Source organism: Paenibacillus taichungensis, assembly GCF_013359905.1.
Taxonomy (GTDB): domain Bacteria; phylum Bacillota; class Bacilli; order Paenibacillales; family Paenibacillaceae; genus Paenibacillus; species Paenibacillus taichungensis.
Window position 1 is genome coordinate 176,508 of record NZ_JABMCC010000101.1, and the last position, 14,084, is coordinate 190,591.

The window sequence follows — 14,084 nt, forward strand, 5'->3', positions numbered from 1 at the left end:
GCATTTATTCAACTACTGGGAACCGTTCTCTCCAAATAGAGTCAAGTCCTCCCAACCATAAGCAACCTCTAACAGATCTTGACCCCCAATTCGGATTTGCTGTGTTTGGACAGGGATTCCGCCCATTTTTTCATAGAAACGACAGGCTGAATTTTGCTCCAGTGCCCAGATCAACAAGTTTCTCATGTCCAGGGAATGGAGATAACGAACGACGTGTTTCGCCAGCTGCTGGCCGATACCCGTTTGTTGTACTTCTTTCAGTAAATAAATAGCATACAACTCAGCATCGTAAGGCAATTTGCCTTCACGTTCCTTTCCACCGCAGGCGAATCCGACAATTTTCCCATCTTCCTGCTCAGCCACCACCAGAATCTGATCCTTTTCGCCAGAACGGATATTTCGTTCCCATTGGGACAACCTTGATTCTGTAGTCAGATTGTCCAAAAAATCATCCGGCACGATCCCTCGATATGTTGTCTTCCAACTCTCTGTATGTACATGGGCTACGGCTTCCGCATCCCCTTCACGCGCTGGTCTGATTTGCATGTTATTACTCCCTTTCTCTCGGCCAAGCCGTGACTTTACAATCCCCTTCATCAGATAAATCCGGCCCTAGGGCCGGATCGTTACTTGTGTACCGACTGACACTTTGGAAGAAAGGTCCAGCACATCCGAGTTATACATGCGTATGCATCCATGAGAAACGGACTTGCCAATGGATGAAGGATCATTGGTTCCATGAATCCCATAATGCGGCGCCGACAACCCCATCCAAAGAACGCCAAATGGCCCTCCAGGGTTCTCTTGTTTGTTAATAATCGTAAACACGCCGTTAGGCGTCTGCGTGAGCACCTTGCCTATAGCGACAGGATAGCCCTTAACCACCTGTGAGCCATCCAAAAGATATAACATATGATCCGACAGGTCCACGATGATGCTGTAATCTGGCATGATGGCATCCCTCCTAATCTATCCTATGCAGGATATAGAGGGATGCCCACCTGGTCTCAGGCCTCTTCCCAGTCTTTTGTACTGCGGACATGTTTCGGTTTGCGTGAACTGACGGGTTTGCTTGAAGCAGTACGTCGTTTAGATGCGGCATCTTCCTTGCGCTGCTGAAATTTCAGTTCCTTTTGCATTTTCAAGTAGTTGCCCAGCCTTTTTTCATCCAACGAACCTTCCTGAATAGCCTCCTTCACGGCGCAACCGGCTTCCCGGGTATGCGTGCAATCCTGAAACCTGCATTCCGTTGCAAGCTGCTCAATTTCACCAAAGGCATGTGACAAACCATCCTGACCTTCATCCCACAGATTGAGTTCACGCATTCCCGGCGTGTCAATCAATACTGCTCCCTGCGGCAGTACAAATATTTCCCGATGAGTGGTCGTATGTCGTCCACGGCTGTCGTCCTCACGAACGGCCTGCGTAATCTGTACGCTTTCGCCCATCATCCAGTTGACCAGGGTAGACTTGCCACTACCGGAAGAACCCGTCAGGGCTACCGTTGTGCCTGGAGACAGAAATTTTTCAAGTAAAGTTTTGCCCTGATCCTGAACAGCCGATATTGCCAACACTTCAATTCCAGGAGCAATGCCTTCCACCAGCGAAATTTGTTCTTCCACATTCTCGCTCAGATCACTTTTACTTAGAATGATGACAGGTCTGACTCCACCATTCCAGGCCATCATAATGTATCTTTCGAGCCGTCTCAGATTAAAATCATGATTAAGAGCGGCAACAATCAGCAATGTATCCACATTCGCCGCAATCAATTGCTCTTTGGTCACTGGACCAGCGGCTTGTCTGGATACCCTGCTCTGACGTGGCACAATGCTGTGAATGATGGCTTCTTCTCCAGCTTGCCCTGTAACAGCCACCCAATCCCCAACGGCTGGTACAATGCCAGTCTCTTCATTATCATGACGCATCCGTCCCGATATCCGTCCCCAGCACTCTCCCTCAGCCGTAATCAGGCGAAGCAATTGCCCGTGATCCGCAATAATTCTTGCTGGTTTTCTTAATTGTTCTTCCATACCCGTCTGCTGCCACAACTCCTGCCACTTTGTAGACCAGCCGTATTTCTCCATCGTGTTATTCAAATTAAAAATTCCTCCCGGTAATTGGTGTGTTATCCTTTATTGACATTGACAACAATCAACAATGAACGCTCCGGTCCGGTATCAAAACCAAATAAGCCACGATCGGCAATACACCCGCGGAAACAAGAAGTTAGCCGAATAGATGATTGTTTTTATGGCATTCATATCAGAAGCATCATTACGCCAATCCGATACTCGTTATCCAGAAACAACCCATTTTTGGCATACAAAAAGCCACGGGTACGTCACCCGTGGCTTCATCTGTGCATGTTATCCTATGTTACGTACATATGGACAATATTGCGAACAATACTGTCCAACTGCCGTAAAAAATTACATGCATTGATCCGTTCCGGAGACGCTGTTCATATTCAAATTAACGTATACTGCCATTAGATTTGTCATTTAACATCGCCTCCCTTGTAGAATTATCCATCATGTTACACAGCTTCAACCGCTTTTGTCAAGTTTAATTATTTTTCAATTATTTCACTTGATCCCATTTTGTCCACATTTCCTTCGGATTCAGTTCATAGATCCCATCTTCCCGGTACATGAACTGGTGCATGATAAACTCCCGACGAATAGTGGCAAAATCCTCATGATAGTTTTGAATGAATGCATTGATCTCTTTCTCCGTATATTTCCGTTCGAATTCCAGTTGCTCCACCAAATGTCCCAGTACAATCAGCTTTTTCTTATATTGAGCCGGGATCTGACGCAATCGTCCATCCTTCGAGAAGAAATTCCGCATTACAGATGCCTTCAGCGTCTCATTCACATCACTCATATCGGCAACCTCCTCTTGTCTAAAAATAAAATCAACTGAAGCCTGCGCGTGCTCCCGGATAAAATAGGGATTGAGCGAGAAAAACACCGTATTTTTCTCTCTGCGTTCCTTGATTAGCGCTGCTTCTCTTAGCTTGGATGCATGATGTGTAACGGTTGGCTGAGACAAGTTAAGCTTCTCGGCAAGCGCTTGACCATGCAGTTCTCCCTGGGATAACAGCAGCAGCATCCGAAGTCGAGTCGGATCAGCCAAGGCTTTATGGTAAGCCACAATCTTCTCCAGTTGCATTTCGTTCAACTCACTTTCGTTAGATGATCATCTAATTTGATATTAATCTTTTCCCTTTCTTAAGTCAATTCCCAAGATCAAGATCAATTCTTTACGTCCGTATCCTTCTTGAACTGGCATTAAACCCATATTTACGGTAGGATTATAGTGCTTGAAATAAGGAGGATTAAGAACATGGAAGATGTCATTATTATCGGCGGAGGCCCATGCGGTCTATCTGCTGCCATTGAATGCGAGCGGCTGGGACTGTCCGCTGTAATTGTTGAAAAGTACAATATCGTCCAATCTATTTATCTGTATCCAACCCATATGCAGTTTTTCAGTACAGCGGAATTGCTTGAGATCGGGAATGTTCCATTCAGCACACCGAACGACAAACCTTTTCGTTACGAGGCACTCGCCTATTATCGCAAGGTAGCCGAACATTTCGGCCTGCGTGTTCATAACTATGAAGAAGCCCAAGAAATCAAACGTAAAGACGATGGCACGTTCGAGGTACATACGGTCAATCGTCGTGGGCAGACAATCGTTCATAAAGGACGAAATGTCGTTGTTGCTACAGGTTATTTTGACCACCCTAACTATCTTGGCATCCCTGGCGAAGACAAGGATAAAGTCACTCATTATTTCCGTGAAGCTCATCCTTACACACGCACACATGTCGCCATTATTGGAGGCAGTAATTCAGCTGTCGATGCTGCCATGGAACTGGTTCGTGTCGGTGCACATATTGACATGGTTTATCGTGGGAGCGGTGTTTCGGAACATATTAAACCATGGGTTCGTCCATTGTTCGAAAGCATGGTGCAAAAAGGCAAAATCTCACTGCACCTTGGCTCACGTGTAAATGAAATTTTGGATGATTCCATTCGTTTGCTCCATTCTGATGGCTCCACAAGTGAACTCGACAATGACTTTGTGCTGGCCTTGACCGGTTTCCGTCCTGACCGCAAGCTGCTTTCTTCCGTAGGTGTGGAGATGTCTGAGGATATGGATAAACCCGTATATGACCCACAGACAATGGAGAGTAGTGTACCAGGCGTATACGTTGGTGGAGTAATCGCTTCAGGCCGCAATGCCAATGAAGTGTTTATTGAATCCGGGCGCTGGCATGGAAGATATATTGCAGAACATATTGTAGGTCGTCATCGCGGGCAGACCGAAAGGGAATGAAATCGATGGATATGACCTCACTGCTGTTGCTCGTGTTTGCCGCGCTAGGTATTATCAGCAGTAATACACCCGTAACCGTAGCCATGGTATTTCTGTTGTTGCTGCGGGTGCTGAACCTTAATCAGGCTTTTCCGTGGCTGGAAAAGTATGGACTTACAATCGGTATCATCATCCTGACCATTGGTGTTATGGCACCTCTCGCCAGTGGCAAAATCAGTTTACAGACGATTGGAGAGTCTTTTCTGCACTGGAAATCGCTGCTCGCCATTGGTGTAGGATTACTTGTCGCCCATCTGGGAGGACGAGGAGCTACTCTGATGAGTACACAGCCAACCGTCGTTGCCGGGCTGCTTATTGGTACGGTGCTTGGGGTTGCCTTGTTCAAAGGTGTACCGGTTGGTCCCCTGATTGCAGCAGGAATTTTATCCTTACTGCTCGGAAAATCATGATCAAAGTTGGGACTTGACATCCTTCTGCGGACTGGCTGTTTTTCCCACCGTTGTATGATATACTTCTATTCATGCAATTCAAGCACCCAAGTCCATAGCAGAGAAATCAATTTGATGATCCATCATACAAAAGAAAATTGATTCATCTCGCAACTATTAATGGCCGCAGGAGGATTCAGGAACCCATGTCACGTCAGTTTGTTACAGAAGCCGTGATGGTGGCAATTTACGGTCAATTACTCGCGCCGCCGGCGCCTGTTGAATATATTGTTCCTTACACCACCATCCTGGAGTTATATGAATTTCAGACCAGCCCTGACCCTTTGATGGATAATCCGGCGGATGACCAGCATGTGAAATCCAAGATTAATGAAATGATTTCTTATTTTGAAGAACCATTGAATAAGAAAAAAATAGAGCGTGCCCTGGCTGTTCCCTGGGCCAAAAGTCCGTCCATTTTGTTCGGTGACCAGGTCTCCATCGCCATTATTAATGCGGTTGATACCGCACAATATGGTGAATATTTTGATCCCATTGAGACCGAGCTGCTTCTCACTTCACAGCGCCTGGATACCCCTATACTTACCGATCAGGTCGAATTGATCGCACGTATTATTGAATCGGCATCTCCCGTGCAGGTCTTCGATATTGACGATTTTGATTTTGCGATGGATGATGAAGAACCGCTTGATCAAGTCTAGTTAGGCCAGGAACTGCTGATTCACAAGAGTGATTATACTACTCATGGACATTGGTCCATTTAGATTGTGATTTCCACAACAAAGAAGAAGCCTTCCGGGCAGGAAAGGCTTCTTCTTTGTTCCGTTTATTCTATTTCGAAAGACCTCAGCAGCAAGCGGCTAAGATCATTCAGCCTGGGCAATGACTTGAGATCAAAAAACTTCAGCCCGGCCTCGCTATTTACTCGTGATTCTACGAGCGAATCCTGAACAATTTGTGCCCTGAACATGGCAATCACAAAATATTCTTCATCCCCACTGGCATGCAAATGTCTCAGATTCGGACCGGAATGCAAACCTTCAAGTATCATATGATTGGTGGTCCACCCCGTCTCTTCCCACAGTTCCCTGTGCGCGGTGTCCTCAATGGCTTCTCCCGGGCGCATCTGTCCCGCAGGAATACGCCAATGTCCGTGTTCAGCATGCTGGATCAGCAATAATTCACCTTGTTCATTCTCGGCCCGAACCGCCGCCTTAACAACAATATGAGAGCGATTCGCGATATACTGGGCCAAATCTCGGGCTGGCGGATTCATGTCGTATCTCCTCCTGTTCGAAAATCGGTGCGACCGGTGATGAGCCATTCTATATACGCAGAGATATTACGTTAAATCTCGGTGTAGCGATATTCGATATCCTGTCCTTCTTCAACAACATCTACATGAAGTTGATGACCTTTCAGATACCAGTAATCATGATCTTCCATAAAAAATTGGATACCCGATACCTTCGTTTGATCAGCAGGATGTCTCGGTTCCTCCACGGCGATTCCGAGGGAGAAGCCAGGATGAAGACCTCCGCCGGAGCTATAACGGGCGAAGAATCGAATGCTGTCTCCTTCGTTCAAATTCAGTTCTTCCTTATACCAGCGAGCAGCGCGGTCAGATACATGTATGGTACTCATTTGGTGTCAGCTCCTTCTCTATATATATGTTCCATCATATCGCTACAATGGCCTGATTACAAACCTCAACCACCCCAAATACGCAAAAAAAGTTCATTTACTTGTCATAATTCCATCACATTGCGCTGCATCTTCTGTTTTGGAAAAACGTTTGACAGATTGTAAAACTCGGTGTTAAGATGCAAACATACGAGATCTACATGCAATTTATTACCAAAAAAAGAAAGGGTGGTTACGGTGTTTAACAATGACGATCTACATCAATTCAGCATACAACTAAATACCGGAGCACCCATGAAATCGTTATTCCGTTCATAAGACCGCATCACAGAAGCCTCTACTCAGGTTTGCTGTTTTGTACTCTCACAATCGAACTTTATCTACGGTGGTGGCTCTGCTCTCGGAGCCATGCTGCCGTATGAATGATACCCAAGACATACCGCCTGCGTGCGGTATGTCTTTTTTTGTGGGCTCAAATGGCTGAACATGAACGGAACATGCATTTCACGAACTTGAAAGGAAGGGATACCACTTGTTCTCTGTACTTAAAAATCTGGCCTGGTTTTTCCGGCTGGAACGCAAACGATACCTCATTGGTGTCACCTTGCTTATTATGGTGGGCATCATTGAACTGCTGCCACCTCGTCTTCTGGGCAATGCCATTGACGAGATTGTACGCGGTTCCATCACCGGCGCCTCACTCACACGTTACATTTTACTTATTCTAGGATCGGTCATCATTATCTATTTGACAACGTACATATGGATGCACAAACTGTTTGGCGGTGCCAATCTGGTTGAACGCTTGCTGCGGTCACGCTTTATGGACCATTTGCTGCGAATGACCCCGCCCTTTTTTGAGAAAAACAGAACCGGCGATCTGATGGCGCGTGCCACAAATGATCTTCGTTCCATTGCTACCACAGCAGGCTTCGGCATGCTGACGTTAACCGACTCCACTGCTTTTCTGGCAACCGTATTATTCGCCATGGGTTTTCTGGTTAGCTGGAAACTGACCCTGGCCGCAATTCTGCCTCTGCCTTTTATCGCCATCGCCATGATGATCTATGGTAAAGCTGTCCATCAACGATACACACTGGCACAGGATGCATTCGGGGATATGAACGATCAGGTGCTTGAGTCTATTGCCGGCATTCGAGTTGTGCGTGCCTATGTTCAGGAACGTCTGGACGAGAAAAGGTTCGCTGATGTCACTGAAGATGTGTACCGCAAAAATCTGGCCGTTGCCAAGATGGATGCACTGTTCGAACCTACCATCCGGTTATGTGTCGGACTCAGTTATGTGATTGCACTTGCCTACGGCATTTATCTTGTTTTTCATAATGAAATTACCCTAGGGGATCTCGTATCGTTCAATATGTACCTGGGGATGATGATCTGGCCAATGTTTGCGATTGGCGAGTTGATTAACCTGATGCAGCGTGGTAGTGCCTCACTCGATCGTGTTAACGAGACGCTGTCTGTAGAACCTGCCGTGAAAGATGTTGAGCAGCCTGCTCATATTACTAATCCTGAAGAAATCGCCATGCAGGATGTTACCTTCCGTTATCCTAGTTCTACTGTAGACAATCTAAGTCATGTCAGCTTTTCACTTCGACGCGGGCAGACACTGGGGATCGTGGGACGTACAGGTAGCGGAAAATCCACCCTGCTCAAACAATTGCTTCATGAATACCCGGCCGGATCGGGTAAGTTAAGCATCTCCGGTCATCCGATTCAGGATATCGCCAAAGATGACCTGCACAGCTGGATTGGATATGTTCCACAGGAACAGGTGCTGTTCTCCAAATCAGTCCGTCAGAACATTCAATTCGGTAAGCCTGGTGCTGATGATAATGTAATTATGGAAGCGATTCGCACCGCAGCCTTTGACGGAGATCTGGGCACTTTATCCGATGGTCTGGACACACTCGTTGGTGAAAAAGGAATTGCGCTGTCCGGTGGACAGAAACAGCGGGTATCGCTGGCGCGTGCCTTTATCGCCGATCCAGACATTTTGATTTTGGATGATGCTTTATCCGCCGTCGATGCAAGAACCGAAGCTAAAATTATCGAAAATATACGCAACAAACGCTCGGGCAAAACTACGCTGATCTCGACTCACCGCCTGTCCGCTATTGAACACGCAGACCGAATCATCGTACTGGAGCACGGGAAAATAACGGAAGAAGGAACCCATCAGGAACTGCTTGCTATGAACGGCTGGTACCGTGAACAGTATGAACGGCAGCAGGTGGAGTCTAATTTGTCCACGTAGGAGGTTAACGCTTTGAAGTCTAATACAGGCAAACGGCTGCTTCAATATGCCCTAAAAGCCAAAGGCACGTTTATTGCCGCTTTAATTATGCTTACGATTGGAGTTGCCGCCGAGCTTGCCGGCCCTTTCATCGCCAAGTCCATGATCGACAATCATTTGCTTGCTATTGAGCAGCCTTTCTATGAGACTACTGCTTCTAGCGAAGCAGCGGTCTACAATGGAAAGAACTACAAACGTGAAGGCCGGTTTGAACCGGAAGAAACGAAAGGTACCGAAGTACGCGTACTGCAAGCCGGTAGAAGTTTTTATTTTGTAAATGAACCCGTTAGTGCCCCCGATGGGGATCGAACATACGCGGACGGAACACTGACGGTTACACGCGCAGGCGAAGTGACGGGTCAATATGCGGCGGTGCCTTTATCCGCTGGTGAACTATTTGCCTTTTACAAACCGGAAATGCCAAGCATCTATCAGCTGATTGTGTATTACATGATCTTCCTTGTCATCTCAGTCATTATGGAGTTTGGTAAAACATACTGGTTACAATCATCTGCCAACAAAGTCATTCAAAGACTCCGTAACGATGTGTATGCACACATCCAGCGATTGCCCGTACATTTTTTCGACAACCTGCCCGCAGGTAAAGTGGTCTCCCGGGTCACCAACGATACCGAAGCCGTCAAGGATCTGTTCGTTGCCGTTCTGTCGAACTTTTTCTCAGGCATCATTACGATTACTGGAGTGTACGTTGCGCTCTTCCTGCTGGATTTCCGCCTCGGATTGATCTCGCTGTTCGTTGTGCCGATGCTGGTTCTGTGGATTGTGCTTTATCGTAAAATCGCAACTCGGTACAACACGATCATTCGTTCACGTCTGAGTGAAATTAATGCGATTATTAACGAGTCCATTCAGGGGATGTCCATTATCCGGGTATTCCGTCATCAGAAACAGACCAAGCAGGAATTCGAGGATCTGAATGATGATTATATGAAACACCAGAACAAAATGCTCAACCTGAACGCTTTCACCTCACACAACCTGGTTAACGTCCTGCGGAATATGGCTTTTGCCGTTGTCCTGTGGTACTTCGGCTCTAGTGTGCTGGACGGCACGAGTATCATCTCGCTTGGTGTACTGTATGCATTCGTTGACGTTCTCGGACGTTTGTTCCAGCCAATTACAGGTATGGTGAACCAACTCGCGAACCTGGACTCCTCTATGGTATCCGCCGGACGTGTATTTGAACTGATGGATGAGAAAGGTGAACCGGTAACCGATGGCTCGATGCCGAGGTACAAAGGAAATGTTGTGTTTGACGATGTATCTTTTGCCTATAAAAAAGATTATGTGCTAAACAACATCTCGTTTAAAGCCTCACAAGGTCAAACGGTCGCCCTGGTGGGCCATACCGGTTCCGGTAAAAGCTCGATCATCAACCTGCTGTTCCGGTTCTATGATCCACAGAAGGGCAAGATCACGATTGACGGTCAGAACGTGAAGGATCTGCCTAAACAGTGGATTCGCGAACATATGGGCATTGTACTGCAAGATCCGTACCTATTCACGGGTACCGTTGCTTCCAATGTCAGTCTCGGGGATGAGCAGATTACTCGTGCACAGATTGAACAGGCGCTGCGCGATGTAGGTGCTGAGCGAATCCTCGCCCATCTACCGCAAGGATTCGACGAGCCGGTTATCGAAAAAGGAAGCACATTATCTGCCGGACAACGGCAATTGATCTCCTTTGCTCGTGCACTGGCATTCGATCCAGCCATTCTGATTCTCGATGAAGCTACGGCGAACATTGATACGGAAACGGAAGCATTAATTCAAAATGCGCTCGAAGTCCTCAAAAAAGGACGGACCACTTTCATCATCGCCCACCGTCTGTCCACCATTCGTTCAGCAGACCAGATTCTGGTCCTGCATCGCGGACGGATCGTTGAACAAGGTGCACATGATGAATTGATGGAACTGAAAGGTCGCTATTATCAGATGTATCAGCTACAGCAAGGTGCTCAAACAGCACCGGATACGAATGGAAACAACCCAATAGGCGAGGCCATTCGAACCACTTCCTCCTTTGCTGGAGGCGGCGTGTAAGTAAACCGGGAATAAATGCAGATATACTTCAACAAATAACCGATATGCCCGCGGACCTCTTGGTCTGTAGGCATATCGGTTTTATTTTGTCCATGACCCAAAATCCGAAAGAAGGTTGGTTGCTCTATCTACTTTTCTGGTCCCACTTCACTTTTCTCCGCTCTTATTTATTTTTTCTTGATCTTACCTTTTCTCAATTAACTCAGATTTGATCCATATAAACTTCCTACGTGTATCACTCCTTCTGATTTCCTCTTATTGACAATGGAAACATCTCTCTGTATTATACATACCAACGGTCGGTATCTAAAATATAAGGAGGTTATTATGGCCAGAAACAAGCACCCTGAACAGACGGTACAACAGATTCTGAACGTCGCTGCGCAGTTGTTCACAGATAAAGGATTTGAAAAAACAAGTATTCAGGACATCATTGTTACCCTCGGCATGTCCAAGGGTGCTGTGTACCATCACTTTAGATCCAAAGAGGAAATACTGGACGCGGTCATGGAACAACAGTTCAACTATTCCGCTCAAATGCTGGATCAATTAGTTACAAATACAACGACCACACCAGCACGAGAGAAGTTAATTCAGATTTTGGAGTATGTCGTTTCTGATCAACAGGCCCATTCCCTGGATCACGTACTTCGAACCCAGATCAAAAATCCAGTGTTCATTGTACGAGGGATTCAACAGGCGGTGCGGATTGATGCCCCGGTGATTGCAGCGATTTTGCGTGAAGGCATTACAGATGGATCTATTCAAACCGAAGATCCCGAAGCTTGTGCAGAAGTATTCATGATGCTGGTCAATATATGGATTAATCCAACACTGTTCGGCCGCAATTCAAGCGAAACAAAGCAACGTCTTTATTTTTTACAGCGGTTGATGAACATGCTTGGTGCCGATATTGTGAGTGAATCACTAATTAAACGTATTCTAGACCAACATGCTGCGATGGATGCTTATCCTATTCTGGATGAAGACGATGACAGAAATGAGGGATAACCATTTTGAAACCTAATCATATGATTTGCAAAGAATGGTTGTCTGAAGAACCCCTTCTGGCCCTTTCTCTGGAATGGATGCAAGGCGAAGTGCATATCAGCCAAGGTACAGAAGCGATTATTCGTGTTACTCAATGGGGCTCGGCTCGTTTCCCAAGAACTAGATGTTTTGAAACTAACGTCAGCCAAGGTTTATTACATCTGATCGATGGACGAAAACAAGCTTTTCCGTTGGGCATTAACTTCCATCGCACATCGCTCCACATTATACTGCCGCCTGGTGTCTTGAAAAGGCTATCGATCAACGGAGTTGGTTCCCACTTTCTTGTAGATAACGTTTCTTCCGAACAATGGGATTGTGACTGTACATCCGGCAAGCTCACCTTAACTGGCCATGCCCAGCATATCCGTCTACGATCAGTGGGCAGTCGGGTTACAGCAACAGACCTCCATGCAGAACATATGCAACTGCAAGCCACTTCTTCACCTGTTCAGTTATCCGGTCAGTTCACCCATATTCAATCCAAAGTGACAGGCAGCCCACTCACCGTTCACTCCTCAACGATGCTTCAATCTCTGGATAGTCGCTCCACAGGTTGTAACGTTGAAGTGCGAATCCCAGCAGATAACGATGGATTTAAGTTAGACTTCAAACAGGCCGGAGGCCGATTCAACAGTGATTTCCCGCTTCAATCCAATCATAATCAACATACGTATCGTAACGGTACTTATCCATTTCAAGCAGAGGTCAGAGGTGGGAAGCTCTCCATAGGGAGCTTTTCTTAACATTCCATATAGAGGAGGTAAACATATGAGCATTGGCTGGATCGTTGGCAGCAGCTTGGCTACCGTGGTATTACTTGCGGGGATCATCAGTTTGTTCATCGGTATACGCAAAAGCAATCATCGGCGCTGGCCTTGGTGGTTCATCGGTTTTGGGGTAGCCGCACTGGTTAGTGCAGCGATTAATTATCCCGGAACTTAGAAACGCCTCATCACCATGTGCAAAAAAGACAATCGCGCAGACCAGTCACTTTCCGTGCTGCTGCGGATTGTCTATCCATCTATCCATCTATCCATTCTTTGACCGTATATCCCATATATAATATCGTTTCTCTTGCCAGAAAAGGAAATTGGCTTCGCCAGGTCTGGTAAGCCGTCGTTCGTGTTGGGGACGGAACAGCATCCATGCTGAGTCCACTAGCGAGCTTCATCGCCCGTTTCATGTGCAGCGGGTCACTTACAATGGTGTAGGTGTGAAACCCCGCCTGTTTCCCAACGCTAAGCGAGTTCACCAGATTCTCCTGCGTAATTCTTGACTCTGTTTCCATTTGAATATCTGCAGGATCTACACCATGTGCAACAGCATAATCTCGTCCTACTTCGGCTTCGGCTCGTTCTCCTGCACTGCCAGAACCACCAGTAAAGAGCAGATGGCTGATCGTCCCCTGGCGATATAATAAAATGGCATGCTCAATACGTTCGCGAAATACGGGTGAAGGGTTATCCCCTTCTACGGCTGCACCGAGGATTATAGCCGCATCACTTTGTCTGGATGATTCCTCATCGGTGTAGGTCCAGATGAGCGAGGCCGTAGTTAACGTCCATATAACCCCAAGCAACACGAGCAATGTAATGGATATTACAAGCCAGCGTCTGCTTTTTATTTTACGTATCCGGGACTTGCCTTCCATCACAATGATTCATCCTCTTCCAGTGCCCGGGCGTGCATGCTCTCTGCATGCATACGTTCGAGTGTCTGCAACGCCGCCGCGGATTCAGCATCCAACCCCAGCTCTGCAATCCAGGCACCTGTGTACTGCTGAAGACTAATCTCCAGTTCCTGTGCACGGTCTTTGAAATCTTCCAGCTCCTTGATCATGCGTGATCGTCCTTCAGGACTGAATGTCTCATGAATTCGTTCCTTGAAATAGTGATGTACAATGCTATTACGCTGTTTCCATAGTTCATTCAACTGACGAGTCTCTTCCTCCGAAAAAGTAAAATGATGACGCACCTCATGAATGAGTTGCCCGAGTGAACTGCTCATCTTCCGTTCGTACAGATCTTCCAGATCTTCTTCGGAAACAACTTTGCCCTGGGACATTTTCATTAATAAAATCAGATTGACCAGTTGCTGTTCAAGCGCCTGTCCATAATATACAGCCAATCCGTAATATGCAAACAATTCCCTGGAGTGTTCGCTGTCCAGCATGTCACCCTGCTGAATGTCTGAATTTTGCATAAGCG

16 protein-coding genes are annotated in these 14,084 nt (G+C 46.6%); 8 read left to right on the plus strand and 8 right to left on the minus strand.

Annotation, left to right across the window (positions count from 1 at the left end; genetic code table 11):
* Nucleotides 1-12 precede the first annotated feature (12 nt).
* From HP548_RS07500 to HP548_RS07515, 4 genes are all read right to left on the minus strand, one after another.
* On the minus strand, nucleotides 13-546 hold the full coding sequence (locus HP548_RS07500) for a GNAT family N-acetyltransferase (protein WP_175381324.1): 534 nt from the start codon (nucleotides 544-546) through the stop codon (nucleotides 13-15).
* Nucleotides 547-612: 66 nt separating this feature from the next.
* A complete protein-coding gene (locus HP548_RS07505; RefSeq protein WP_076289569.1) occupies nucleotides 613-951 on the minus strand; it encodes a L,D-transpeptidase in 339 nt (112 codons plus the stop codon).
* 56 nt (nucleotides 952-1,007) lie between these two features.
* A complete protein-coding gene (rsgA, locus tag HP548_RS07510) occupies nucleotides 1,008-2,099 on the minus strand; it encodes a ribosome small subunit-dependent GTPase A (RefSeq protein WP_246317981.1) in 1,092 nt (363 codons plus the stop codon).
* A 484-nt stretch (nucleotides 2,100-2,583) separates the two neighbouring features.
* A complete protein-coding gene (locus tag HP548_RS07515; protein WP_175381325.1) occupies nucleotides 2,584-3,177 on the minus strand; it encodes a DUF2087 domain-containing protein in 594 nt (197 codons plus the stop codon).
* 174 nt (nucleotides 3,178-3,351) lie between these two features.
* Here HP548_RS07515 and HP548_RS07520 point away from each other — a divergent pair, with 174 nt between their 5' ends.
* The 3 genes from HP548_RS07520 to HP548_RS07530 all read left to right on the plus strand — a co-directional run bounded on the left by HP548_RS07520 (nucleotide 3,352) and on the right by HP548_RS07530 (nucleotide 5,500).
* Nucleotides 3,352-4,350 carry a YpdA family putative bacillithiol disulfide reductase gene (locus tag HP548_RS07520; protein WP_175381326.1) on the plus strand — a complete coding sequence of 333 codons (999 nt, stop codon included), beginning with the start codon at nucleotides 3,352-3,354 and terminating at the stop codon, nucleotides 4,348-4,350.
* A gap of 5 nt (nucleotides 4,351-4,355) precedes the next feature.
* Nucleotides 4,356-4,799 (plus strand): DUF441 domain-containing protein, encoded by a 444-nt coding sequence (locus HP548_RS07525; protein WP_024630316.1) that lies wholly within the window; start codon nucleotides 4,356-4,358, stop codon nucleotides 4,797-4,799.
* Nucleotides 4,800-4,984: 185 nt separating this feature from the next.
* Nucleotides 4,985-5,500 (plus strand): hypothetical protein, encoded by a 516-nt coding sequence (locus HP548_RS07530; RefSeq protein WP_063566333.1) that lies wholly within the window; start codon nucleotides 4,985-4,987, stop codon nucleotides 5,498-5,500.
* Nucleotides 5,501-5,625: 125 nt separating this feature from the next.
* Here the strand turns inward: HP548_RS07530 and HP548_RS07535 are convergent, their stop codons facing one another.
* Complete coding sequence (locus HP548_RS07535; protein ID WP_076289565.1) at nucleotides 5,626-6,075, minus strand: NUDIX domain-containing protein; 450 nt, start codon at nucleotides 6,073-6,075, stop codon at nucleotides 5,626-5,628.
* A gap of 71 nt (nucleotides 6,076-6,146) precedes the next feature.
* Nucleotides 6,147-6,443 (minus strand): HesB/YadR/YfhF family protein, encoded by a 297-nt coding sequence (locus tag HP548_RS07540; RefSeq protein WP_024630313.1) that lies wholly within the window; start codon nucleotides 6,441-6,443, stop codon nucleotides 6,147-6,149.
* 532 nt (nucleotides 6,444-6,975) lie between these two features.
* Between HP548_RS07540 and HP548_RS07545 the strand changes: the two genes are divergently transcribed.
* The 5 genes from HP548_RS07545 (at nucleotide 6,976) to HP548_RS07565 (ending at nucleotide 12,819) form a co-directional block, all read left to right on the plus strand.
* A complete protein-coding gene (locus HP548_RS07545) occupies nucleotides 6,976-8,721 on the plus strand; it encodes an ABC transporter ATP-binding protein (RefSeq protein ID WP_076289564.1) in 1,746 nt (581 codons plus the stop codon).
* Between the two features lie 12 nt (nucleotides 8,722-8,733).
* The gene (locus HP548_RS07550; RefSeq protein WP_076289563.1) at nucleotides 8,734-10,824 is read left to right on the plus strand and encodes an ABC transporter ATP-binding protein; all 2,091 of its coding nucleotides are present in this window, start codon (nucleotides 8,734-8,736) and stop codon (nucleotides 10,822-10,824) included.
* Nucleotides 10,825-11,151: 327 nt separating this feature from the next.
* Nucleotides 11,152-11,835: a TetR/AcrR family transcriptional regulator gene (locus HP548_RS07555; RefSeq protein WP_076289562.1), complete on the plus strand. Its 684-nt coding sequence runs from the start codon at nucleotides 11,152-11,154 to the stop codon at nucleotides 11,833-11,835.
* A gap of 20 nt (nucleotides 11,836-11,855) precedes the next feature.
* Entirely contained in the window at nucleotides 11,856-12,620 is a 765-nt protein-coding gene (locus tag HP548_RS07560; protein ID WP_175381327.1) for a DUF4097 family beta strand repeat-containing protein, read from the plus strand.
* 25 nt (nucleotides 12,621-12,645) lie between these two features.
* The gene (locus tag HP548_RS07565) at nucleotides 12,646-12,819 is read left to right on the plus strand and encodes a hypothetical protein (RefSeq protein WP_167434745.1); all 174 of its coding nucleotides are present in this window, start codon (nucleotides 12,646-12,648) and stop codon (nucleotides 12,817-12,819) included.
* 79 nt (nucleotides 12,820-12,898) lie between these two features.
* Here HP548_RS07565 and HP548_RS07570 read toward each other — a convergent pair whose 3' ends face one another.
* Nucleotides 12,899-13,528, minus strand: a complete 630-nt coding sequence (locus HP548_RS07570; RefSeq protein ID WP_175381392.1) for a YdcF family protein — start codon at nucleotides 13,526-13,528, stop codon at nucleotides 12,899-12,901.
* On the minus strand, nucleotides 13,528-14,079 hold the full coding sequence (locus tag HP548_RS07575) for a hypothetical protein (RefSeq protein WP_175381328.1): 552 nt from the start codon (nucleotides 14,077-14,079) through the stop codon (nucleotides 13,528-13,530). Before HP548_RS07575 ends, HP548_RS07570 begins: the two co-directional genes overlap by 1 nt.
* Between the last annotated feature and the right edge of the window lie 5 nt (nucleotides 14,080-14,084).

What these genes read in the sequence shown, in the direction of transcription:
- HP548_RS07525 (WP_024630316.1), top strand. Translation starts at nt 4,356, where the DNA reads ATGGATATGACCTCACTGCTGTTGCTCGTGTTTGCCGCGCTAGGTATT.
- HP548_RS07540 (WP_024630313.1), bottom strand. Translation starts at nt 6,443, where the DNA reads ATGAGTACCATACATGTATCTGACCGCGCTGCTCGCTGGTATAAGGAA.
- HP548_RS07565 (WP_167434745.1), top strand. Translation starts at nt 12,646, where the DNA reads ATGAGCATTGGCTGGATCGTTGGCAGCAGCTTGGCTACCGTGGTATTA.
- HP548_RS07535 (WP_076289565.1), bottom strand. Translation starts at nt 6,075, where the DNA reads ATGAATCCGCCAGCCCGAGATTTGGCCCAGTATATCGCGAATCGCTCT.
- HP548_RS07505 (WP_076289569.1), bottom strand. Translation starts at nt 951, where the DNA reads ATGCCAGATTACAGCATCATCGTGGACCTGTCGGATCATATGTTATAT.
- HP548_RS07500 (WP_175381324.1), bottom strand. Translation starts at nt 546, where the DNA reads ATGCAAATCAGACCAGCGCGTGAAGGGGATGCGGAAGCCGTAGCCCAT.
- HP548_RS07560 (WP_175381327.1), top strand. Translation starts at nt 11,856, where the DNA reads ATGATTTGCAAAGAATGGTTGTCTGAAGAACCCCTTCTGGCCCTTTCT.
- HP548_RS07520 (WP_175381326.1), top strand. Translation starts at nt 3,352, where the DNA reads ATGGAAGATGTCATTATTATCGGCGGAGGCCCATGCGGTCTATCTGCT.
- HP548_RS07555 (WP_076289562.1), top strand. Translation starts at nt 11,152, where the DNA reads ATGGCCAGAAACAAGCACCCTGAACAGACGGTACAACAGATTCTGAAC.
- HP548_RS07515 (WP_175381325.1), bottom strand. Translation starts at nt 3,177, where the DNA reads ATGCAACTGGAGAAGATTGTGGCTTACCATAAAGCCTTGGCTGATCCG.
- HP548_RS07575 (WP_175381328.1), bottom strand. Translation starts at nt 14,079, where the DNA reads ATGCAAAATTCAGACATTCAGCAGGGTGACATGCTGGACAGCGAACAC.
- HP548_RS07570 (WP_175381392.1), bottom strand. Translation starts at nt 13,528, where the DNA reads ATGGAAGGCAAGTCCCGGATACGTAAAATAAAAAGCAGACGCTGGCTT.
- HP548_RS07530 (WP_063566333.1), top strand. Translation starts at nt 4,985, where the DNA reads ATGTCACGTCAGTTTGTTACAGAAGCCGTGATGGTGGCAATTTACGGT.